Source organism: Streptomyces sp. NPDC127117 (assembly GCF_042677325.1).
Classification (GTDB): domain Bacteria; phylum Actinomycetota; class Actinomycetes; order Streptomycetales; family Streptomycetaceae; genus Streptomyces.
In genome coordinates this window covers 78,731-99,182 of the sequence record NZ_JBHXTM010000008.1, presented here as the reverse complement: position 1 = coordinate 99,182, position 20,452 = coordinate 78,731, and the positions used below count along the sequence as shown (strand labels likewise).

General features: G+C 71.6%; 24 protein-coding genes, 1 pseudogene and 1 riboswitch. Of the genes and pseudogenes, 14 read left to right on the top strand and 11 right to left on the bottom strand.

Annotation, left to right across the window (positions count from 1 at the left end; translation table 11 throughout):
* Window positions 1-36 precede the first annotated feature (36 nt).
* From ACFVH0_RS10110 to ACFVH0_RS10100, 3 genes are all read left to right on the top strand, one after another.
* Window positions 37-1,254, top strand: a complete 1,218-nt coding sequence (locus ACFVH0_RS10110) for a DUF4032 domain-containing protein (protein WP_385819117.1) — start codon at window positions 37-39, stop codon at window positions 1,252-1,254.
* Window positions 1,255-1,324: 70 nt separating this feature from the next.
* A complete protein-coding gene (locus ACFVH0_RS10105; RefSeq protein ID WP_385819116.1) occupies window positions 1,325-2,044 on the top strand; it encodes a lysophospholipid acyltransferase family protein in 720 nt (239 codons plus the stop codon).
* A gap of 64 nt (window positions 2,045-2,108) precedes the next feature.
* Window positions 2,109-3,158: an NAD-dependent epimerase/dehydratase family protein gene (locus ACFVH0_RS10100; protein ID WP_385819115.1), complete on the top strand. Its 1,050-nt coding sequence runs from the start codon at window positions 2,109-2,111 to the stop codon at window positions 3,156-3,158.
* 17 nt (window positions 3,159-3,175) lie between these two features.
* Here the strand turns inward: ACFVH0_RS10100 and ACFVH0_RS10095 are convergent, their stop codons facing one another.
* The 7 genes from ACFVH0_RS10095 to ACFVH0_RS10065 all read right to left on the bottom strand — a co-directional run bounded on the left by ACFVH0_RS10095 (window position 3,176) and on the right by ACFVH0_RS10065 (window position 8,230).
* Window positions 3,176-3,943 (bottom strand): urease accessory protein UreD, encoded by a 768-nt coding sequence (locus ACFVH0_RS10095; RefSeq protein ID WP_385819114.1) that lies wholly within the window; start codon window positions 3,941-3,943, stop codon window positions 3,176-3,178.
* Window positions 3,940-4,617: an urease accessory protein UreG gene (ureG, locus tag ACFVH0_RS10090; protein WP_385819113.1), complete on the bottom strand. Its 678-nt coding sequence runs from the start codon at window positions 4,615-4,617 to the stop codon at window positions 3,940-3,942. The genes ACFVH0_RS10095 and ureG overlap by 4 nt, the downstream gene beginning before the upstream one ends.
* A gap of 26 nt (window positions 4,618-4,643) precedes the next feature.
* Window positions 4,644-5,306, bottom strand: a complete 663-nt coding sequence (locus tag ACFVH0_RS10085) for an urease accessory protein UreF (protein WP_385819112.1) — start codon at window positions 5,304-5,306, stop codon at window positions 4,644-4,646.
* A gap of 34 nt (window positions 5,307-5,340) precedes the next feature.
* Window positions 5,341-7,062 (bottom strand): urease subunit alpha, encoded by a 1,722-nt coding sequence (locus tag ACFVH0_RS10080; RefSeq protein ID WP_385819111.1) that lies wholly within the window; start codon window positions 7,060-7,062, stop codon window positions 5,341-5,343.
* A complete protein-coding gene (locus ACFVH0_RS10075) occupies window positions 7,055-7,366 on the bottom strand; it encodes an urease subunit beta (protein WP_385819110.1) in 312 nt (103 codons plus the stop codon). The genes ACFVH0_RS10080 and ACFVH0_RS10075 overlap by 8 nt, the downstream gene beginning before the upstream one ends.
* 15 nt (window positions 7,367-7,381) lie before the next feature.
* Complete coding sequence (locus ACFVH0_RS10070; protein WP_385819109.1) at window positions 7,382-7,684, bottom strand: urease subunit gamma; 303 nt, start codon at window positions 7,682-7,684, stop codon at window positions 7,382-7,384.
* A gap of 138 nt (window positions 7,685-7,822) precedes the next feature.
* The gene (locus tag ACFVH0_RS10065) at window positions 7,823-8,230 is read right to left on the bottom strand and encodes a hypothetical protein (protein WP_385819108.1); all 408 of its coding nucleotides are present in this window, start codon (window positions 8,228-8,230) and stop codon (window positions 7,823-7,825) included.
* A gap of 95 nt (window positions 8,231-8,325) precedes the next feature.
* On the opposite strand from ACFVH0_RS10065, the pseudogene ACFVH0_RS10060 reads away from it, so the two are divergent.
* Window positions 8,326-9,315: pseudogene (locus ACFVH0_RS10060) on the top strand (ABC transporter permease).
* Window positions 9,316-9,399: 84 nt separating this feature from the next.
* Here the strand turns inward: ACFVH0_RS10060 and ACFVH0_RS10055 are convergent.
* Window positions 9,400-9,684: a type II toxin-antitoxin system Phd/YefM family antitoxin gene (locus tag ACFVH0_RS10055; protein ID WP_385819107.1), complete on the bottom strand. Its 285-nt coding sequence runs from the start codon at window positions 9,682-9,684 to the stop codon at window positions 9,400-9,402.
* A gap of 93 nt (window positions 9,685-9,777) precedes the next feature.
* Between ACFVH0_RS10055 and ACFVH0_RS10050 the strand changes: the two genes are divergently transcribed.
* The 3 genes from ACFVH0_RS10050 to ACFVH0_RS10040 all read left to right on the top strand — a co-directional run bounded on the left by ACFVH0_RS10050 (window position 9,778) and on the right by ACFVH0_RS10040 (window position 11,778).
* The gene (locus ACFVH0_RS10050) at window positions 9,778-10,413 is read left to right on the top strand and encodes an ATP-dependent Clp protease proteolytic subunit (protein ID WP_385819201.1); all 636 of its coding nucleotides are present in this window, start codon (window positions 9,778-9,780) and stop codon (window positions 10,411-10,413) included.
* Between the two features lie 7 nt (window positions 10,414-10,420).
* The gene (locus ACFVH0_RS10045; protein WP_385819106.1) at window positions 10,421-10,729 is read left to right on the top strand and encodes a hypothetical protein; all 309 of its coding nucleotides are present in this window, start codon (window positions 10,421-10,423) and stop codon (window positions 10,727-10,729) included.
* A 391-nt stretch (window positions 10,730-11,120) separates the two neighbouring features.
* A riboswitch (cyclic di-AMP (ydaO/yuaA leader) is annotated at window positions 11,121-11,301 on the top strand.
* A gap of 3 nt (window positions 11,302-11,304) precedes the next feature.
* Complete coding sequence (locus ACFVH0_RS10040; RefSeq protein WP_385819105.1) at window positions 11,305-11,778, top strand: C40 family peptidase; 474 nt, start codon at window positions 11,305-11,307, stop codon at window positions 11,776-11,778.
* A gap of 57 nt (window positions 11,779-11,835) precedes the next feature.
* Here ACFVH0_RS10040 and ACFVH0_RS10035 read toward each other — a convergent pair whose 3' ends face one another.
* The gene (locus tag ACFVH0_RS10035) at window positions 11,836-12,468 is read right to left on the bottom strand and encodes a LysE family translocator (RefSeq protein ID WP_385819104.1); all 633 of its coding nucleotides are present in this window, start codon (window positions 12,466-12,468) and stop codon (window positions 11,836-11,838) included.
* A gap of 72 nt (window positions 12,469-12,540) precedes the next feature.
* Here ACFVH0_RS10035 and ACFVH0_RS10030 point away from each other — a divergent pair, with 72 nt between their 5' ends.
* The gene (locus ACFVH0_RS10030; protein ID WP_385819103.1) at window positions 12,541-13,479 is read left to right on the top strand and encodes a LysR family transcriptional regulator; all 939 of its coding nucleotides are present in this window, start codon (window positions 12,541-12,543) and stop codon (window positions 13,477-13,479) included.
* A gap of 9 nt (window positions 13,480-13,488) precedes the next feature.
* Here ACFVH0_RS10030 and ACFVH0_RS10025 read toward each other — a convergent pair whose 3' ends face one another.
* The gene (locus ACFVH0_RS10025; RefSeq protein ID WP_385819102.1) at window positions 13,489-13,920 is read right to left on the bottom strand and encodes an ATP-binding protein; all 432 of its coding nucleotides are present in this window, start codon (window positions 13,918-13,920) and stop codon (window positions 13,489-13,491) included.
* A gap of 204 nt (window positions 13,921-14,124) precedes the next feature.
* Here ACFVH0_RS10025 and ACFVH0_RS10020 point away from each other — a divergent pair, with 204 nt between their 5' ends.
* On the top strand, window positions 14,125-14,985 hold the full coding sequence (locus ACFVH0_RS10020) for a helix-turn-helix domain-containing protein (RefSeq protein ID WP_385819101.1): 861 nt from the start codon (window positions 14,125-14,127) through the stop codon (window positions 14,983-14,985).
* 24 nt (window positions 14,986-15,009) lie between these two features.
* Entirely contained in the window at window positions 15,010-15,216 is a 207-nt protein-coding gene (locus ACFVH0_RS10015; protein WP_385819100.1) for a DUF397 domain-containing protein, read from the top strand.
* On the opposite strand, the gene ACFVH0_RS10010 is transcribed toward ACFVH0_RS10015, so the two are convergent.
* Window positions 15,209-16,351: an 8-amino-7-oxononanoate synthase gene (locus ACFVH0_RS10010; RefSeq protein WP_385819099.1), complete on the bottom strand. Its 1,143-nt coding sequence runs from the start codon at window positions 16,349-16,351 to the stop codon at window positions 15,209-15,211. The two genes, ACFVH0_RS10015 and ACFVH0_RS10010, sit on opposite strands and share 8 nt — an antisense overlap.
* Window positions 16,352-16,493: 142 nt before the next feature.
* On the opposite strand from ACFVH0_RS10010, the gene bioB reads away from it, so the two are divergent.
* From bioB to ACFVH0_RS09990, 4 genes are all read left to right on the top strand, one after another.
* Window positions 16,494-17,657 (top strand): biotin synthase BioB, encoded by a 1,164-nt coding sequence (bioB, locus tag ACFVH0_RS10005; RefSeq protein ID WP_385819098.1) that lies wholly within the window; start codon window positions 16,494-16,496, stop codon window positions 17,655-17,657.
* Window positions 17,650-18,954 carry an adenosylmethionine--8-amino-7-oxononanoate transaminase gene (locus ACFVH0_RS10000; RefSeq protein WP_385819097.1) on the top strand — a complete coding sequence of 435 codons (1,305 nt, stop codon included), beginning with the start codon at window positions 17,650-17,652 and terminating at the stop codon, window positions 18,952-18,954. Before bioB ends, ACFVH0_RS10000 begins: the two co-directional genes overlap by 8 nt.
* Window position 18,955: 1 nt before the next feature.
* Window positions 18,956-19,645: a dethiobiotin synthase gene (gene bioD, locus ACFVH0_RS09995; protein ID WP_385819096.1), complete on the top strand. Its 690-nt coding sequence runs from the start codon at window positions 18,956-18,958 to the stop codon at window positions 19,643-19,645.
* A 78-nt stretch (window positions 19,646-19,723) separates the two neighbouring features.
* Complete coding sequence (locus ACFVH0_RS09990) at window positions 19,724-20,401, top strand: class I SAM-dependent methyltransferase (protein WP_385819095.1); 678 nt, start codon at window positions 19,724-19,726, stop codon at window positions 20,399-20,401.
* Window positions 20,402-20,452: the final 51 nt, after the last annotated feature.

Genomic DNA, 20,452 nt, shown 5'->3' with positions numbered 1-20,452 from the left:
GGTGGATCCGCCGCTCGACCCAGGGACTGTGACCGCATGACTCTGCAGATCAGCGCCACCAACCCCGAACACCCGGCCCTCCTGCTCGAACTGCCCTGGCACATCCCCCTGGAGCAGTGGCCGGACGAGTACCTCGTGCCGCTCCCCCGCGGCATCTCCCGCCACGTGGTGCGCTACGCGCGAGCGGGTGAGGAGACCGTGGCCGTGAAGGAGCTGGCCGAGCGGCCGGCGCTGCGCGAGTACGGACTCCTGCGTACGCTCGACCGGCTCGGGATACCCGCCGTGGACCCGCTCGCCGTGGTCACCGGCCGGACCGAGGCCGACGGCTCGCCCCTGGAACCGGTTCTGATCACCCGTCATCTGGGCGGTTCTCTGCCCTACCGGTCGATGTTCGAGACGACCATGCGCCCCGGCACGGTGCACCGCCTGATGGACGCCCTGGCCGTCCTGCTCGTACGGCTGCATCTGACGGGGTTCGCCTGGGGGGACTGCTCGCTGTCCAACACCCTGTTCCGGCGGGACGCGGGCGCGTACGCCGCCTACCTCGTGGACGCCGAGACCGGTGAGCTGCACCCCCGGCTGAGCGACGGGCAGCGCGGGTACGACATCGAGCTGGCCCGGGTCAACATCAGTGGCGAGATGCTCGATCTGGAGGCGGCCGGCGCGCTGCATCCGTCCATCGACCCGATCGCGTTCGGCCTGGAGATCGAGGAGCGCTACCGGGCGCTGTGGACGGAGCTGACCCGCACCTCCGTCTACCCTGCGGGCAAGCACCACTACATGGAGCGCCGGATCCGCCGCCTCAACGACCTGGGTTTCGATGTCGCCGAGATGCAGATCTCGCACTCGGACCAGGGAGACACGGTCACGTTCGTGCCCAAGGTCGTGGACGCCGGTCATCACCAGCGCCAACTCCTGCGGCTCACCGGGATGGACGCCGAGGAGAACCAGGCGCGGCGGCTCCTGGGCGACCTGGAGAGCTGGATGGCCACCCAGCACGACTACGCCCCGGGCGACCGGCAGGGTGCCCGCACCGAGGTGCTGGCCCACCGCTGGGTCCGGGAGATCTTCCGGCCCACCGTGCGCGCGGCGCGCGACCATGTGCCTGCCCGGATGGACGCGGCCGAGCTCTACCACGAACTCCTCGAACACCGCTGGCACCTGTCCGAGCAGGCCCAGCACGACATCGGACTCGACGCGGCGGTCGAGGACTACGTCAGGAAGACGGCTGCAGCGGACGACGGCTGCACATAGGCTGCCCTCCCGGAGCTGTGCCCTGGCGATCCCAGGGATGATCCAGACGAGAGGCCCTAGGAGCCGCCCCGTGTTCTATCACGTGCTCAAATACGTCTTCATCGGGCCGCTTCTCCGATTGTTCTTCCGCCCCAGGATCGAGGGTCTGGAGCACATCCCGGAGGACGGCGCGGCCATCGTCGCCGGCAACCATCTGTCGTTCTCCGACCACTTCCTGATGCCCGCGATCCTCAAACGGCGCATCACCTTCCTCGCCAAGGCCGAGTACTTCACCGGGCCGGGTGTGAAGGGGCGGCTGACCGCCGCTTTCTTCCGCAGCATCGGGCAGATCCCGGTGGACCGCTCCGGCAAGGAGGCCGGGCAGGCGGCGATCCGGGAGGGGCTCGGGGTGCTGAGCCGGGGCGAACTGCTGGGGATCTACCCGGAGGGCACCCGCTCGCACGACGGCCGGCTCTACAAGGGCAAGGTGGGCGTAGCCGTCATGGCGATCAAGGGACAGGTGCCCGTGGTGCCGTGCGCGATGGTGGGTACGTTCGAGATCCAGCCGCCGGGAAAGGTCGTCCCGCGCATCAAGCGCGTCACCATCCGCTTCGGTGAGCCGCTGGACTTCTCCCGCTACGCCGGGCTGGAGAACCAGAAGGCCGCGGTCCGGGCGGTCACCGACGAGATCATGTACGCGATCCTGGGGCTCTCGGGTCAGGAGTACGTCGACGAGTACGCGGGCAAGGTGAAGGCCGCGCAGGCCGAAGAGGCGGCGCAGTCCAAGAAGTTCCCGAAGCGGCGACGCTGACAGCGGATCCGCGCTCGGTGAACTTCGCGGGTCCGGGCGGCCGGCCGGACCTAACGTCGATCCCATGAACGCGGGAAACGCATGGGTGCTGGGTGCGACGGGACAGATCGGGCGGGCGGCGGTGCGGTCGCTCGTGGCGGACGGCTGGGAGGTGACGGCCGCCTCGCTCGGCGGCGGCCGGGACGCCGGGTGGGACGGATCGGTGCGCACGGTCGCCCTGGACCGCAACGCCGAAGGGGCGCTCGCGGCGGCGCTGGGCGACGGCTGTGACGTACTGGTCGACATGGTGGCGTACGACGCGGATCATGCCCGCCAGCTGACCGGTCTCGCGGACCGGATCGGTTCGGCGGTGGTGATCTCCAGCGGTGCTACGTACGAGGACGACCGGGGCCGCAGCTTCGACACACAGGGCGAACCCGATGGCGCTCCGCACTATCCGCTGCCGATCCCGGAGTCGCAGCGGACCGTGCCGGCCGGTGACACGACGTACGGGACGCGGAAGATCCGGCTGGAGCGGGATCTGCTGGCCGCCGGGGACGCACTGCCGGTGACGCTGCTGCGGGCCGGGGCGATTCACGGGAAGCACTGCCGCTCACCGCGTGAGCTGTATTTCGTGAAGCGGCTCGTGGACGGCCGCGACCGGCGGGTGCTCGCGTTCGGTGGGGAGTCCCGCTTCCACCCGGTCCATGTCTCCAACCTGGCCGAGCTGATCCGGCTCGCCGCCCTGCGCCCGGGTTCGCGAGTGCTGAACGCCGGGGATCCGCAGGCGCCGACGGTCGCGGAGATCGGCGAGGCCGTCGACGCGGTGCTCGGCCGCCGCACCCCGACCGTGCTGATTGCGGGCCCGCCCGGGAAGGACGGCGTCGGCGGGACGCCCTGGAGCAGCCCCCACCCCATCGTGTACGACATGACGGCCGCCGAGCGTGAGCTCGGGTACCGGCCGGTCACCGGCTATGTGCAGTCGCTTCCGGAGACGGTCGAGTGGATCGCCGCACGGCTTGCGGACCAGGACTGGACAAAGGCCTTCCCCGCCATGCTCCGGTCGTACGGGGAGAAGCTCTTCGACTACGCGGCGGAGGACGCCTGGCTGGCGGCGTACGACCGGAGGGGGTGAGACGGCGCCCGCGTGGTTCACCCTGCGCGGGCGTCGAGCAGATCGTTCATCGCCTCGTCCAGCACACCGCGCAGCCGGCGCGCATCGGGGGCGAGGGCGGTGACCAGCACGGCCGGGCCGGCGAGCGGGGTGAGCACAGCGGTGTCCCCCAGCACTCGCGCTTCGGGGCATTTCTCGTCGAACGCCGGTTCCACTACGAGGAGTTGCCCCACGGCCCGGCGGCCTCCCAGCACCGCCGCACCGTCCCAGCCGCCGGGGGCGCCCGGCCCGTAGGCCAGCTGCTGGTCGATGAGCGGACGGCCCGCGCGGTGCACGGTGAGGCGGCTGATGAGGGTGCCGGTGGTCTCGGCGTGGCGGCCCAGGATCTGTTCCTCGCGGAGCACCAGGCGTGCGGTGGGGGCGAGCCGGACCCGGGTGGTCATGTGCAGAGCGCTGCCGTGCGCGGAGACGAGCTGTTCCGGCAGCCAACGCAGCTCGGCCCGCTCCCCGACGCTCAACTCGATCCCGTAAGTGGCGGGTTCGCGCACTTCGCCCGGAAGGGCCACGGTCGCCGCCGCCGAGTCGACGGTGAGCCGGGCGCCCTCGCCGACGTGCGTCACGACGGTGAGCCGGTCCCCGCCGAGCGGTGCGCTCATGGCGCCGACGACGGTGACCCGGGCACCGGACCCGGGCGTGGTCCGGGTACGGCGCGGGGCGAGCGGCCCGTCGCCCTCCAGCACGGGCAGCGAGGTGGTGCCCCGGCCGTCGAGGGCCGCGGTGATCCGGGCGGTGGCTCGGACGCTCATGCGGTCCAGGCGGCGAGCTGCCCGCGCACCCAGTCGGCGACCGGCCCGACGCCCTCCTCGGAGGTGAGCGAGGTGAAGGCCACGGGGAGCGGGCCGCGCTGCTGCGCCGCGTCTTCGGCCATCCGGCCGAGATCGGAGCCGACATGGGGGGCGAGATCGGTCTTGTTGATGACGAGCAGGTCCGAAGTGGTGACGCCGGGGCCGCCCTTGCGCGGGATGTCGTCGCCGCCCGCCACGTCGATGACGAAGATCTGCGCGTCGACGAGGCCCTTGGAGAAGGTGGCGGTGAGGTTGTCGCCGCCGGATTCGACCAGGATCAGATCGAGCGGGCCTGCGGTGTCCTCCAGGTCCTCGACGGCTTCGAGGTTGGCGGAGATGTCGTCGCGGATCGCGGTGTGCGGGCAGGCGCCGGTCTCGACGGCCTGGATGCGCTCGGGCGGCAGGACGGCCTCACGGAGCAGGAAGGCGGCGTCCTCGCGGGTGTAGATGTCGTTGGTGACCACCGCGATGGAGAGCCGGTCGCGCAGGGCCCGGCAGAGGGCGGCGACGGTCGCGGTCTTGCCGGAGCCGACCGGTCCGCCGAGTCCGATGCGCAGGGCGCGGCGGGTTCCGTCGGGGCGGGCGGCGTCGGCGCTCACGGCGGCGGGGCCGTGTCGGTCGTGGTCGAGATGCATGGATGCGGCTCCTGGTTCGTGCGGGGTCATGAGGCGAACAGACGGACCGGCCGGGCCGCGTGTGCCTCGGCGGTGATGTCGAGCAGGGGTGCCGAGGCTGCGGGCAGCGCGTGGATGGTTCCGTGCGCCGCCGCGGCGGCCAGTGCGGCGATCCGGTCGACTTCCGGTGCGAGGCGGGCGAGGACGGCGGTGGCCTCGAAGGGGTCGAGGGAGAGCAGTCGGACGACGGCGGCAGCGGGTCCACCGACGGTTTCGTAGGCGACGCAGTGCGCGGCGTCCTCGGGGCCGAGACCCGCCGAGCGTGCGGTGAGGCCGAGAACGACGGGCTGGTGGGCGCCGCGCGGCCGGGCCGCGGCGAGCGCGTCGAGTTCGGGGCTCGGCCAGGTGGCTCGGGCCGCCCGCATCAGCTGCCGGCCGAGCCTGCGGGCGACGGCGCGCAGGGCGGGTGACGGGGTGCGGGCGTCGGCGGCCTCGTCGAGCGCGAGCGGGTCGTGGCCATGGGCGGCCGCCGCGGCGAGTGCGGCAGCCGTGAGTCCGGTGGTGTGCAGACGGCCCCGGCAGAAATCGGTGAGGTCCTCGGCGTTACGGATCCGGCCCGCCTTCACGGCCGGTTCGGCGCCGCCGGAGTGAGCATGGCCACCGGCGGGGAACCGGCCGTCGGCGAGGACGAGCAGGGCCGCGCGGCTCATCGCACGCCCCGCCGCGAGCGTGGTGCGTTCCGCATCAGAAGAGGAAGTAGCGTTGGGCCATGGGCAGTTCGGCGGCCGGTGCCGGTTCGACCGGCTCGCCGTCGATCGTCACGGCGAAACTGTCGGGGTCGACCCGGACGTCCGGAAGCGCGTCGTTCTCCCGCATGTCCGCCTTGGTGACACCGCGCGTGCTGCTGATCGGCACGAACCGCTTGCCGAGACCGAGGCGCTCCGGCAGCCCGTCCCGGATTGCGGCATCGGCGACGAAGTTGAAGGAGTTGGCCTCCGGTGAACGACCCACCGCGCCGAACATCGGGCGGGGCAGCACCGGTTGCGGGGTCGGGATGGAGGCGTTGGCGTCGCCCATCTGCGCGTAGGCGATCTGGCCGCCCTTGATCACGGTCTGCGGCTTGACGCCGAAGAAAGCCGGCTCCCACAGCACCAGGTCGGCGAGCTTGCCCTGCTCCACCGAGCCGATCTCCCGGTCGAGCCCCTGGGCGACCGCCGGATTGATGGTGTATTTGGCGACATAGCGACGTACTCGTCGGTTGTCGGCCCGTCCGTCGCCGGGCAGCGCGCCGCGGCGCCTCTTCATCACATGGGCGGTCTGCCAGGTGCGCAGGACGACCTCGCCGATGCGGCCCATCGCCTGGGAGTCGGACGAGATGATCGAGATGGCCCCGAGGTCGTGGAGGATGTCCTCGGCCGCGATGGTGGACGGCCGGATCCGGGATTCCGCGAAGGCCAGATCCTCCGGCACGGCCGGGTTGAGGTGATGGCAGACCATCAGCATGTCGAGGTGTTCCTCGATGGTGTTGACGGTGTGCGGCCGGGTCGGGTTGGTGGAGCTGGGCAGGACGTACGGCTCGGAGACGACACCGATGATGTCGGGTGCGTGCCCGCCGCCGGCGCCTTCGGTGTGGTAGGCGTGGATGGAGCGCCCGGCGATGGCGGCGAGGGTGTCGGCGACGAATCCAGCCTCGTTGAGGGTGTCGGTGTGGATGGCGAGCTGGGCGCCCGTCTCCTCGCAGACGCCCAGGCAGGCGTCGATGACGGCGGGGGTGGCGCCCCAGTCCTCGTGGATCTTGAATCCGAGTGCGCCGGCGCGGAGTTGGGAGTGCATGGCCTGGCGCGACATGGTGTTGCCCTTGCCGAGCAGACCGATGTTGACGGGGTACGTGTCCAGCGCCGCGAACATCCGGGCGAGGTGCCACGGCCCCGGGGTGATGGTGGTGGCCTTGGTGCCTTCGGCCGGTCCGGTGCCGCCGCCGACCAGGGTGGTGATCCCGGAGGAGAGTGCCTGGTCGATCAGGGTCGGCGAGATGAAGTGGACATGAGCGTCGATGGCTCCGGCCGTGAGGAACTTGCCGTTGCCCGCGATGATCTCGGTCTCGGGGCCGATGACCAGGTCGGGGTGGACGCCGTCCATGGTGTCCGGGTTTCCGGCCTTGCCGATCCCGGTGATGCGCCCGTCGCGGATGCCGACGTCCGCCTTGACGACGCCCCAGTGGTCGATGATCACCGCGCCGGTGACGACGGTGTCCGGGGCACCCTCGGCGCGGGTGGTGCGGGCCTGTCCCATCGACTCGCGGATGACCTTGCCGCCACCGAACACGGCCTCGTCACCGGCGAGTCCGGGGCCGCCCGAACGGTCCTCCTCGATCTCGACGAGCAGATCGGTGTCGGCCAGCCGGATGCGGTCACCGATCGTGGGGCCGAACAGGTCGGCGTACACGGCACGTTCCAGTTCAGCCATCGAGGGCACCTCCGGTCTCGCCGCGCAGACCGGGGACGGTGCGCCGTCCGGCGAGCGGGACGAGTTCGATGTCGATCGGGATGCCGGGCTCGAAGCGCACGGCGGTCCCGGCGGCGATGTTCAGCCGCAGTCCGCGGGCGGCCGAACGGTCGAAGTCCAGGCCGGGGTTGGCCTCGGCGAAGTGGTAGTGCGAGCCGACCTGGACGGGCCGGTCGGCGGCGTTGAGCACGGTGAGGCGGGTGACGGGGCGTCCCTCGTTGAACGGCACGAGCCCGTCCGCGTACAGGATCTCGCCGGGAATCATCGGTGGCTCCTCCCGTCAGACGATCGGGTCGTGGACGGTGACGAGCTTGGTGCCGTCCGGGAAGGTGGCCTCGACCTGGACGTCGTGGATCATCTCGGGCACCCCGTCCAGGACGTCGTCGCGGCCGAGCACCATACGGCCCGACGCCATCAGCTCGGAGACCGTACGGCCGTCGCGGGCACCCTCCAGCAGGTGCACGGTGATCAGCGCGATCGCCTCGGGGTGGTTGAGCCGCAGTCCGCGCGCCCGGCGCTGTCGCGCCACATCGGCGGCGACATGGATGAGCAGGCGTTCCTGCTCCTGCGGGGTCAGTCGCATGCTTCCACCTCACAGTCCGGTGCCCAGTACCGTCCCTGGGCGCGGCGAGGCACCGGCCGTGCCCAACACGGCCGGTGAACAGCGAACCGCTGACTCGCGCGAGACGCTGCACATTAGGACCGGAGTTTTTCCGGCGCGTTAACTCCGGCGCGACATTTCCGGCACGTCGATTCCGGCGGGTAAATTCCCGCGCGTCAGCCGGTCTCCGGCCGGCCCATGGCCATCAGGCCGCGCATGCCGTTCTCCAGCACCTCGGGACCGGTCACCGAAGAGCGCCATCTGGAAGAACCCCTGCGTGGCCGTCATCGTCCGCGCCACATGGTCCGCGGGTACGTCCGCCCGCAGGTTCCCCGCCTCCCGGTGGCCCTCGGCCACGTCCGTCCAGACGACCCGCACGGCGCCGTATCCGTCTTCGAGAGTGGCGGCCAGGTGCTCATTGCGCAGGGGCCCGGACCACACCTGCACGATCAGCGAGGCGAACTGCCGCCCGTCCAGACCGCACACCTCCCCCGGGAACAACCCGCGCAGCACTCGGCCCAGCAGCACGTCCGGAGCCGGCGGCGGCGTGGGGTTCGCGGCTTCCCAGAAGGCCCGGCGAATGCTGGTGACGAACGATCCTTCTCTTTGGATCGAGGCCCTTCGTGCCCGCGACCCGGAACCGCCGCATGGTGGCGGTCATCCTGCTGATCCCCCTGGTGGTGATGCTCACCCTCTGAGCCTTCGCAGGGCCTGCGGCCCGGACCTCTCCCCACGACCTGCCCGTCGGGGTCGTCGGCTCCGCCCCCGCCGCCGACCGGCTCCAGCAGCGGCTCGAACAGCGCGACGGCGCCTTCGAGGTGCACCGTTACGCCTCCGAAAGCGAGGCCCGCCACGCGGTCGAGAACCGGTCCGTGTACGGCGCCGTCGTGACCTTCCCGCAGGGCGCCCGGCTCCTGACCGCGTCCGCGGCGAGCCCGGCCGTCGCGCAGTTGCTGCGCGAGGCGATCACCGCACAGGCCCCCGAAGGTGCCCGGATACAGGTCACGGACGTGGTGGCGGCGCCCGGCCCGGATCCGCGCGGCAGCGTCCTCGACGCGAGCTTCCATCCGCCGGCGATCGCCGGCGTGCTTTCGGGCTCGGCGGTCACCCTGCTGCGGCTGCGCGCCGGCCCGGCCACGCTGACCCCGACCGGGGTGGCCGCGACGACCGGGCTCGGCGCGACGGCGCTCACGGCCGACCGGCTCGGCGTGATCACCGGCAACCGGTGGGCGGAGGCCGGGACGCTGGGGCTCACCGTGCCGGCCCTCGGCGGGACGGTCGCGGGACTCGCCGCGCTCATCGGCCCGCCCGGCGTCGGCGTCGGCGCCGTGCTGATGGTGTTGCTCGGCAACCCCTTCCCGGGCGTCACCAGCGCACCCGAGCTGCTCCCCGGGCCGGTCGGGGCGATCGGTCAGCTGATGCCGCCGGGTGCGGGCGGCCCGATGCTGCGCTCGGTCGCGTTCTTCGACGGCAATGACGCGGGCGGCCCGCTGCTCACCCCCGCACTGCGGGCGGCGCTCGGACCAGGTGCCGTGTTCATCGGAGGCCGACGCCGCACCGAGCCCCCGGTCGCGCCTCCCGCGCGCACCCGGGGACCGGCCCTGGCGGGCTGACCTCCTGCTCGGACACGCCGTGTACCCCCGTCGCAGCGGACGGGGGTACACGGCTTCTCCGCGTCGCGGGCCGTCGGGCGGGGGTCAGTTGCCCGGCTTGCCGTGCTCCCGGTGCTCCGCCGCGATACCGAAGCGCCGCCGTTCGCCGGGAGCGGACACCGAGGAGCCGATCGAGGAGACCGAGCTGATCACCTGTTCCTCGACGGCCGCCTCCTCCTTCTCCAGTCGCTCCAGGTCAGCGGCCGAGACGAGCGCCACCAACGGCTTGCCGTGCCGCGTCACGACCACGCGCTCGCCGCCGTAGACAACGCGGTTGATCAGTTCGGCGAGCTCAGCTCGGGCTTGCGTCACCGGAATCTCGTAGGCCATGCTCCCCATCATAACCTTCTGTACGTCCTGTACATTTTTTACGGAAGCTTGTGCAGACCCCCGTGCAGACCCCGCAGGAGAGGCATCGCCATGCTGTTCCGCCCCACCGCCCGTCATGTGCTGCCCGAGTTCACCGAGCGCACGACCAGTGGAACCCGCACCCTCGACCCGTACTCCAAGCTGCTCGCCGAACGGATCGTCTTCCTCGGCACCCCGGTCGACGACACCGCGGCAGGCGACCTGATCGCGCAGCTCATGTACCTGGAGCACGACGCACCGGACCGGCCGGTGTCGCTCTACATCAACTCGCCCGGCGGCTCGTTCGGGGCCATGTCCGCGATCTACGACACGATGCAGTACCTCAGCTGCGGGGTGGAGACGTACTGCCTCGGCCAGGCCGGCTCCTGTGCCTCCGCACTGCTCGCCGCGGGCACTCCCGGCAGGCGGTACGCACTGCCCGGCGCGAGGGTCGTCGTACGGCAGCCCGAACTCACCGAGCCGGTGCAGGGCCGGCCCTCCGACCTGGAGATCGAGGCGCGGGAACTGGAACGGGTCCGCACGATGCTCACTTCCCTGTTGGCCCGTCACACGGGCCGCACCGAGGAGCAGATCACCGAGGACACCGAACGCGACCTCATCCTCGACGCGGCGGGCGCCAGGGCGTACGGGCTGGTGGACCACGTCCTGGAGAACCGGAACGCCGCTCTGCCGTCGCACGGCGCGAGGTGAACACCCGATGCGACCACCGGAGTTCCCACCGCTGCCCGCACTGACCCGCGCCGAGGGGGAGTTCATCGACCGCTACCTCGAAGTCCTCGACCAGGTCGGCCGGATCAACCCGGCCCGCGGCAGCGACACCTACGGCGCGCTGCGCGCCGCCCAGGCCCTCGTCGCGCGGTCACGCGCACTGCGGGACGCCCTCGCGTTGATGCACGAGCGCGGCGAGGCGCGGGTCCACGCGGCCACGCTCGCCCGTGCGCTGCGGGTGCTGGACGGGGAACGACGGGCCGGGCGCGTCACCGTACCCCCCGCTCCGCCGAGTTGACCGACTTCCGCAGCCCGGGCGGCCGGCGGACTCCGGCCAACTCCCCATGGCCCGGGGTCCGGCGACCGTCACCCAACTCCCGTACCCGACACGCCCGACGGGTCCACCGAAAATTCTCGCTCGTTCGGCGTAGGAAGTCCCCCTCAGGAGGGATCGCTCAACTTGCGTTTTCCGCGTGAACAGTGAACGGAATCCGCCCTTCCGCCCCAGGTACGAACCTGGTCCGAATCACCGGCGGAGCCTCAGAAATCATCATGTCCACCCGAACGGATCAGTCGTGAGGAGCCTCACATATCCCTGTTTCAGCTCGGAAATCCGGCAGTCGGTGAGTCAAGATCCCTGGGACGACAAGCCCCCGCCACCGCGGCGGGGCGGTCCGGGCGGACGCCGAGTCCTGCCGCCGCCCGGATGCCTGGTCGACAGAAGTGGATCGGCAGGAGTGGAGGACCCGAGCACAACGGGTCGACCTGAACACCGGTCGACCCTCGGGGTGAAGCCGCCGCACGCGGCCGGGCAACTTCGCCAGCCCGAACCCGACAGGTCATCCTTCACAGGCGGCTGACGAAGGGTTGCGCATGACTGCGCAGGTTCATGTCCCGTCTCTGCTCGTCCGGGCCGGTACGGCCTCGGTTCTCACGCTCGCCGCCGTCGGCGGCACCATGTTCGCCCCGGGCGCCACGACAAACGCCCAGGCGGCGACGCTGTCGATGAAGGCGCTCAACATCGCGGCGTCGAAGAAGGGATCGCCCTACAGGTGGGGGGCCACCGGCCCCAACCGCTTCGACTGCTCGGGGCTGACGCTCTATTCGTTCAAGAAGGCCGGCAAGAAGCTCCCCCGCACGGCCCAGCAGCAGTACAACCGGACCCGCCATGTCTCGGCCTCGCACCGGCAGCGCGGCGATCTGGTGTTCTTCCACTACGGCCGCAGCGTCTACCACGTGGGGATCTACGCCGGTAAGGGCAAGATCTGGCACTCGCCGAGGACCGGCTCCGTGGTGCGGCTGGAAAAGATCTGGACCAAGAGCGTCTACTACGGCCGGGTCCGCTGAGACACCGCCCGTCCGGCGGTCCGGGGCCGCCGGACGGGCCCGGTGGCCCGCCCCCGCTCAGTGCGGCAGCGGACCGGTCACCAGCACCAGGCCCAGCGCGGTGAGCGCCGCGCCGCTGCCGCCCTCGATGGCGCGCGCGGTACGCGGCCGGCGCAGCCACCGGCCCAGCCGGTCCACGAGGAGCGCCACGGCGGGGAACCAGACCAGCGCCAGTGCGACGACGATCGCCGCGAGCAGCAGGGTCCTGGGCAGCGGCGGCTCCCCGTCGGGGACGAACTGCGGCAGCAGGCTCAGGAAGAGGACCGGCGCCTTGGGATTGAGCGCGTTGGTCAGAAAGCCCTGCCGCAGTGCGCGTACGTGCCCCGGGTCCGCATTCCGGTCCTCGGTGCCTTCCCCGTCCGGGGTGTCGCGCCGTGCCGCGCGCAGGGCACTGATGCCGAGGTAGAGGACATAGGCCCCGCCGAGCAGCTGGACGGTGCGCAGGAGTGCGGGGACCGCCACCAGCACCGCGGCGAGCCCGGCGACGGCCAGGGCGGTGTGCACCAGCAGTCCCCCGGCCACGCCCAGCGCGCTGGCCACGCCCGCACCGCGGGAGGCGAGCGCGTTGCGTACGACGACGGTGAAGTCGGCGCCGGGCAGCGCGACCATTCCTGCGGCGACCCCGATGAAGGCGATCAGTTGTGCGTCCATGGGTCCACCCTGACCCTGCGGAGCCTTTAGCGTGTACTTGGAATCTTCTGGGTCTGCCAAAAGGAACGCTTAATGTACGACCCGACACGGCTGGCCGCCCTGGTGGCGGTCGCGGAGGCCGGATCGATCACCCGGGCCGCCGCACGGCTGGGCTACACCGCTCCGGCCCTCTCCCAGCAGCTCGCCAAACTGGAGCGGGAGGCGGGTGCGGCGCTGTTGGTACGTCACCACCGCGGGGCCCGGCTCACGGCTGCGGGCGAGCTGCTGGCCGGGCGCGCCCGGCGCATCCTCGACGAGATGGGCCAGGCCCGCCATGAGCTGACCCGCCTCTCCGGGCTCTCCGGCGGGCGTCTGCGGGTCGGCACGTTCACCACGGCGGGGATACATCTGCTGCCGCCGGTGCTGAGCGCCTTCCGGCGCGCCCACCCGGATGTGGAGCTGGCGGTCACCGAGTACGAGCCGCCCCAGGGGGTCGCCGCGGTTGCCGCGGGCGAGGTCGACCTGGCACTGACGCATGTGTACGAACCGGCCGCCGCGACGCCCTGGCCCGCCGGGGTCTTCGCCGAACCGCTGCTGGTCGAGGAGCTGGTCCTGATCACGGCGGTCGGGCAGATGCTCTCCGAGGGCAGCGGGAGGCTGCCGGTGACGGAACTGGCGGGGCGACCGCTGATCAGCAGCGCGCCCACGCATCCACCGCGCCGCGGGGTCGAGCAGGCGCTGGCCGAGGCCGGGGCGACGCCCGCCGTGGTCTGCGAGTCGCCCGGCTATGCGCTGGTGTGCGCGCTGGTCAGTGCGGGCATCGGGATGGCGGTCGTTCCGGAGATGGTCGCCGCGATGTCGCCGACGCCGCTGTCGGTGCGGCGGCTGGATCCCGCTTCCTTCCGGCGGACGATCTCGGTGGTGCACCGCGGTGACCGGGCGAGCGCAGCCGCGGCGACGCTCCAGGCCCTGTTGCGCAGTGGGTTCGGGCGGGCGGGGGCGGCGCAGCGGCCTGGCGGCGAGGCCGGGTGAGCGCGTCGGTCAGCTCTGCACGGGGATGCTCCACGGGAGCGCGATCCATACCGTCTTGCCGCCGTCGGCAGTGGGGGTGACGGTGAGCCGGCCCCCGCACTCCTTGGCCAGACAGCGGATGATCACCATGCCGCGTCCGTTGTCCTGCTGGACGGCGGCGGGAAGTCGCCGGGGCCAGCGGGGGTGACTGTCCGTCACCCCGAGGTACAGCTCCTCCTCGCGCTCCAGCCGGAGGTCCACCGTGAACGTGGGCGACTGCCCGAAGGTGTGCTGGACGGCGTTGGTCGCGAGCTCCGAGACGATGAGCTGGATGCTGTCGGCGAAATCGGTGTCGGTGGCCAGGCCCCATTCGGTGAGCACCCGGGCCACGTACCTGCGGGCTGCCGAGACCGAGACCGGCAGGCTCGGCAGGGTGACGTTTGCTTCCTGATGGTCTGCCATGGCGAGCCGTCCCTTTCCCACCTGTACCGACCCGCGATCGGTACAGGTTGTGCTTCGCGCCAGATTGCCACCGATGCTGCCCTCTGTGACGGCGATCCACCAAGATATGCATATATCTGTCGCTCGAAGCGGTGAACCCTGCCACGCAAGACCGTATGTGGGCGGCACACTGTCCGCTCGGCAGAAGAGGGAGGGAGGCCGCGGATGCAGAACGGCCCTGCGGTTCGACGCCGCAAGCTCGGGGAGGAGCTCCGGAGTCTGCGCCACGCGTCGGGACTGACCAGTCGGGACGCGGCGCGGATGCTCGGCTGGCACCAGTCGAAGGTGAGCCGGATCGAGACCGGGGTGAGCGGGGTGCAACCGGCCGATGTGACCCGGCTGCTGGACACGTACGGCGTGGACGACACCCAGTTACGGGATCTCCTGGCCGCGCTGGCGGGTTCGGCGGGCGGTGGCGGCAGCGGGTGGTGGCACGCCTATCGCGGCCTGATCCCGCCCCAGTACCGCGATTTCATCAGTCTGGAGTCCCAGGCCCGGACCGCACGCACGCTGGAGACCTCGGTGGTGCCGGGGCTGTTGCAGACGGCCGACTACGCGCGTGCGGTGACCCGGGCGTCGCTGGACGGGCTGCCGGCCGGTCAGCTGGACTCACTGGTGGAGGTGCGGCTGGCCAGGCAGGGGGTACTGCGGACCGATCCGCCGCTGCGGCTGAGCGCGGTGCTCGACGAGGCGGTGCTGCGGCGCCAGGTCGGCGGGTGCCGGGTGATGCGGGAGCAGCTGCGCCATCTGGCCCGGGTGGCCCAACTGCCCCATGTGCAACTCCAGTTGCTGCCGTTCTCGATGGGCGGCTATGCCGGCCTCACCGGTCCTTTCGTTATCTTCTCATTTCCGAACACTTCTGATCTGGATGTGGTCGTTCTCGACCATTTGACGAGTAGCCTCTACCTGGAGCGGAAAGAAGACCTTGAGGCGTACAGCTCGGCCTTCCGCACCATGCAGGCTCACGCGCTGTCGCCGGAGCACTCGTTGGATCTGATCGCCGCGATCGACCGCGACGGTCGGTGACCCCGGACCGCCCGAGGGGGCCTCATGTCGGATTGCCTCGCACAGCACGACTTACGTTGGCGGCGCAGCAGCCGCAGCACGGGTATGAACAACTGTGTGGAGGCCGCGCCGTTCGGTGACGGGCGGCTGGCCGTTCGGGACTCCAAGGATGTGTCCAGGCCGCCGTTGCGGTTCTCCGCGGCGGCCTGGACCTCGTTCGTCTCCGGCCTGCGCCGGAGTCCGCTCAGCTGACAGGGGCGGTCCGCGCCACCACCGACACCGCGGTGGCGATCTGCTCCTCGGTGAGATCGGCCCGCGCGGTCAGCCGCAGCCGGGACACCCCGTCCGGCACGGACGGGGGCCGGAAGCAGCCCACCACGATGCCGGCGGCACGGCAGTCGGCCGCCCAGCGCACCGCCGCGTCCGCCGAGGGGGCACGCACCGAGACCACGGCCGCGTCCGGCCGTACGGCGGCCAGACCGGCCCCGGTGAGCTGCTCGTACAGCGCCGCGGCGACCGCGCGGGCCCGCCCGGCCCGCTCCGGTTCGCGGCGCAGCAGCCGCAGGCTTCCCAGTGCGGCGCCCGCCGCGGCCGGCGCGAGACCGGTGTCGAAGATGAACGTTCGGGCCGTGTTGACGAGGTGTTCGATGACCCGGGCCGGCCCCAGGACCGCTCCGCCCTGACTGCCGAGGGACTTGGAGAGGGTGAGCGTGGTGACGATGCCCCCGTCGCCCGCGAGGCCGGCGGCGGCGAGCGCTCCTCGGCCGCCGTCCCCCAGCACGCCCAGGCCGTGTGCGTCGTCGACGAGCAGGGCGGCGCCCCCGGCCCGGCAGACATCGGCCAGTTCGGGCAGCGGTGCCGCGTCGCCGTCGACCGAGAAGACCGAGTCGGTGACGGCCAGCGCCCGGCCTTCGTGTGCCTGAAGGGCCTTGCGCACCGCCTCGGGATCGGCGTGCGGAACGATGGCGGTCCCGGCCCGGGAGAGTCGGCAACCGTCCACGATCGAGGCGTGGTTGCCCGCGTCGGAGACGATCAGCGAGCCATGACCGGTGAGCGCCGTGACGGCCGCCAGGTTGGCCGCGTAGCCGGACGACAGCACCAGGGCCGCTTCGAAACCGCAGAATTCGGCCAGTTCGCTCTCAAGTTCGGCATGCAGCGCCGTGGAGCCGGTGACCAGTCGGGATCCGGTCGCACCCGCACCCCACTCGCGTGCGGCCCGGACCGAGGCGGCGATGACGTCGGGGTGTCGTGTCAGGCCCAGATAGTCATTGCTCGCCAGGTCCAGGAGTCCGGACACGGCGGGCCGGGGGCGCAGGGTACGGACGAGTCCGGCGTCCGCGCGGCGGCGCGCCTCGGCATCGATCCAGTCGAACGGGTCGAAGGGCATGAGCGGTCCCTTTTGTAGGCAGCTCACAGACCCTAACCGCGCTTGCAACAGGTCATGGTGTGGCAATACACACACCCTCGGCGGCCTCTGTTGTCCGGTTCCTCCTTGGCTGAGGGCCGTGCGGTAGGCCAGGATCTTGACCATGGACCTCCTGAACACGCTGGCGGACAAGGGGCTGCGGCGCGAGCTGCCGACCCGCGAAGAAGCCCTCGCCGTACTGGCGACCTCCGACGACGATCTGCTCGAAGTGGTGGCCGCGGCCGGAAAGGTGCGCCGCCAGTGGTTCGGGCGGCGCGTGAAGCTGAACTATCTGGTCAACCTCAAGTCCGGTCTCTGCCCCGAGGACTGCTCCTACTGCTCGCAGCGGCTCGGTTCCAAGGCCGAGATCCTGAAGTACACCTGGCTGAAACCGGACGAGGCGTCGAAGGCCGCCGCCGCCGGGGTGGCGGGCGGGGCCAAGCGGGTATGTCTGGTGGCGAGCGGCCGTGGTCCGACGGACCGCGATGTCGACCGGGTGTCGGAGACCATCGAGGCGATCAAGGAACAGAACGAGGGCGTCGAGGTGTGCGCCTGCCTCGGTCTGCTCTCCGACGGGCAGGCCGACCGGCTGCGGTCGGCGGGGGCCGACGCGTACAACCACAACCTCAACACGTCCGAGGGGACGTACGGGGACATCACCACCACACACACCTATGCGGACCGGGTGGAGACGGTGCACCAGGCGCAGGCCGCCGGGCTCTCGGCGTGCTCCGGGCTGATCGCCGGTATGGGTGAGAGCGACGCCGATCTGGTCGATGTCGTCTTCTCGCTGCGCGAACTGGACCCGGACTCGGTGCCGGTGAACTTCCTGATCCCGTTCGAGGGAACGCCGCTGGCCAAGGAGTGGAACCTCACCCCGCAGCGCTGTCTGCGGATTCTGGCGATGGTCCGGTTCGTCTGCCCGGATGTGGAGGTACGGCTCGCGGGCGGGCGTGAGGTGCATCTGCGCTCGATGCAGCCGCTGGCCCTGCACCTGGTCAACTCGATCTTCCTGGGCGACTACCTGACCAGCGAGGGGCAGGCGGGGCAGGCGGATCTGGACATGATCGCGGACGCCGGTTTCGAGGTGGAGGGAGCGGGCACGACGACGCTGCCCGCGCACCGTGCGGAGTCCGGCGGCTGTGGTTCGCACGACGGCGGCTGCGCCCCGTGCGGTGACGCGCCCGAGGAGGCCGCGCCCGAGCCCCCTGAGGTGCCGGCCGCCCGCACGGACCTGGTGTCGGTCCGCCGTCGCGGCGCGGGAACGGATCTCGCCCCCAATGCCTGAGGCCCTCTCCCCGGCCGAGCTGCGCTCCCTGGACCGGGCCCATGTCTGGCATCCGTACGGCCCGATGCCGGGCCGACAGGAGCCGCTGGTCGTGGAGTCCGCGTCCGGGGTACGGCTGAAGCTGGCCGAACCGGCCCACGGCCAAAGCGAGTTGGTCGACGGCATGTCGTCGTGGTGGTCGGCGGTGCACGGCTACAACCATCCGGTGCTCAACGAGGCGGCTCGCGATCAGCTGGGACGGATGAGCCATGTGATGTTCGGCGGGCTCACCCATGAGCCCGCCGTGCGGCTGGCCACCCGGCTGGTCGAGATCACCCCGGAGCCGCTGCGGCATGTCTTCCTCTCCGACTCGGGGTCGGTCGCCGTCGAGGTCGCGGTCAAGATGTGTCTGCAGTACTGGCGCTCGGCCGGGCGGCCCGCCAAGCAGCGGCTGCTGACCTGGCGCGGCGGCTATCACGGGGACACCTGGCAGCCGATGTCGGTGTGCGACCCCGAGGGCGGCATGCACGAGCTGTGGTCGGGGGTGCTGCCCCGCCAGGTCTTCGCCGACGAGCCCCCCGCCGGTTTCGACGCGGAGCCGGACGCCGCTTACGTACGGCATCTGCGGGAGCTGATCGCCGAGCACGCCGACCGGCTGGCCGCGGTGATCGTGGAGCCGGTGGTGCAGGGCGCGGGCGGGATGCGGTTCCACTCCCCCGCGTATCTGCGGGTGCTGCGCGAGGCGTGCGACGAGCACGAGGTGCTGCTGGTGTTCGACGAGATCGCCACGGGCTTCGGCCGTACCGGAGAACTGTTCGCAGCAGGGCATGCGGGCGTCTCCCCCGATGTCATGTGTGTGGGCAAGGCGCTGACCGGCGGCTATCTGACGATGGCGGCGACGCTGTGCACCTCCCGGGTGGCACAGGGCATCTCCAGCGGCGAGGTGCCGGTGCTCGCGCACGGACCGACGTTCATGGGCAATCCGCTCGCCGCCGCGGTGGCGTGTGCCTCCGTCGATCTGCTGCTCGGCCAGGACTGGGAGAGGGAGGTGAAGCGGATCGGTGCGGGGCTCCGGGAAGGTCTCGCTCCGGCGTCGGAGCTGCCCGGGGTGCGGGATGTCCGGGTGCTGGGCGCGATCGGTGTCGTACAGCTCGATCACGAGGTGGACATGGCGGCCGCGACCAGGGCGGCGGTACGGGAAGGGGTGTGGCTGCGGCCGTTCCGCGACCTCGTCTACACGATGCCGCCGTATGTGACCGGTGACGAGGACGTGGCACGGATCTGCCGCGCCGTGTGCGCGGCTGCGCGAGAGGGCTGAGATGACGGTTCTGGTAGTGACGGGTACGGGTACGGAGATCGGCAAGACGATCGTGACCGCGGCCGTGGCGGCGGCGCGCTCGGACCTCCGCGTCGCGGTGCTCAAGCCGGCGCAGACGGGACTGGCCCCCGGCGAGGCCGGTGATGCCGCCGAGGTGGCGCGGCTGGCGGGCGGCCATGTCACCGCGCTCGAACTGGCCCGGTTTCCCGAGCCGTTGGCGCCCGCCACGGCCGCCCGCAGGGCGGCTCTCCCGCCGGTGCGGCCGTACGAGATCGCCGAAGCGGCGCAGAAGCTGGCGACCGAGCACGACCTGGTGCTGATCGAGGGTGCGGGCGGTCTGCTCGTACGGTTCGACGACGAGGGCTCGACCCTGGCCGATGCCGCCCGGCTGCTGGACGCGCCGGTGCTGGTGGTGACGCCCGCCGGTCTGGGCACGCTCAACACCACGGCGCTGACCGCGGAGGCGCTGCGGGCCCGGGGGCTGGGGTGTCTCGGTGTGGTGGTGGGTAGCATGCCCGCCGAGCCGGACCTGGCGGCGCGCTGCAATCTGGCGGACCTTCCCGTGGTGGCGGGTGCCCCGCTGCTGGGTGCGGTGCCGGCCGGTGCGGGGGCACTGGAGCCCGCCGACTTCCGTGCGCGGGCCCGGAGTTGGCTCGCGTCAGAGCTGGGCGGGAATAGGCCGGCCGGATGAGCGGATGAGCCGCGCCGGACGGGGGAGAATCAAAGTAGCCGTACTTTCTGCCGGAGCGCCCGGTCGAGGAGGTCCGTCATGCGTCTGCGCACCACGAGAATCCCGGAGGATGCGGTCCACCACCCCGTCTTCGCCCGGCTCTACGCCCGGATGAGCGTGGTCGCGGAGACCAGGGCGGGGCTGGCCGCGGTGCGCTCGGACCTGTTGGCCGGCCTGTCCGGGCGGGTCATCGAGATAGGTGCGGGCAATGGCCTGAATTTCGCGCACTACCCGCCCTCGGTGTCGGAGGTGGTGGCCATCGAACCCGAGCGCAGCCTGCGGCGGCTCGCGGTGCGGTCGGCGCTGCGTGCCGGACTCCCGGTGGATGTGGTGCCGGGCGCGGCGGAGGCGCTGCCGGTGAAGAGCGAGGCGTTCGACGGGGCCGTCGCCTCGCTGGTGCTGTGCAGCGTCCGGAATGTGGAGCGCTCGCTCGCGGAGATCGTGCGGGTGCTGCGGCCCGGTGGTGAGCTGCGCTTCTTCGAGCATGTGCGGGCCGATGACCGGGCCATGGCGGCCGCGCAGCGGGTGCTGGACCGTACGTTCTGGCCGCTGCTGACGGGCGGGTGTCATACGGGGCGCGACACCCTGGCCGCCATCGAGAGGGCCGGATTCGTTGTGGAGACGTACCGCAGGGTCAGGATGCCTGAGTGCGGGATCCGGCTGCCCACGTCGACCTGCGTGCTGGGTGTGGCGCGCCGGACGGGCGTGCTGAGCTGACGTGACGTGCTGAGCCGACGTATCGGCCGCCCCCGGCGCCGGGCCGGGCCG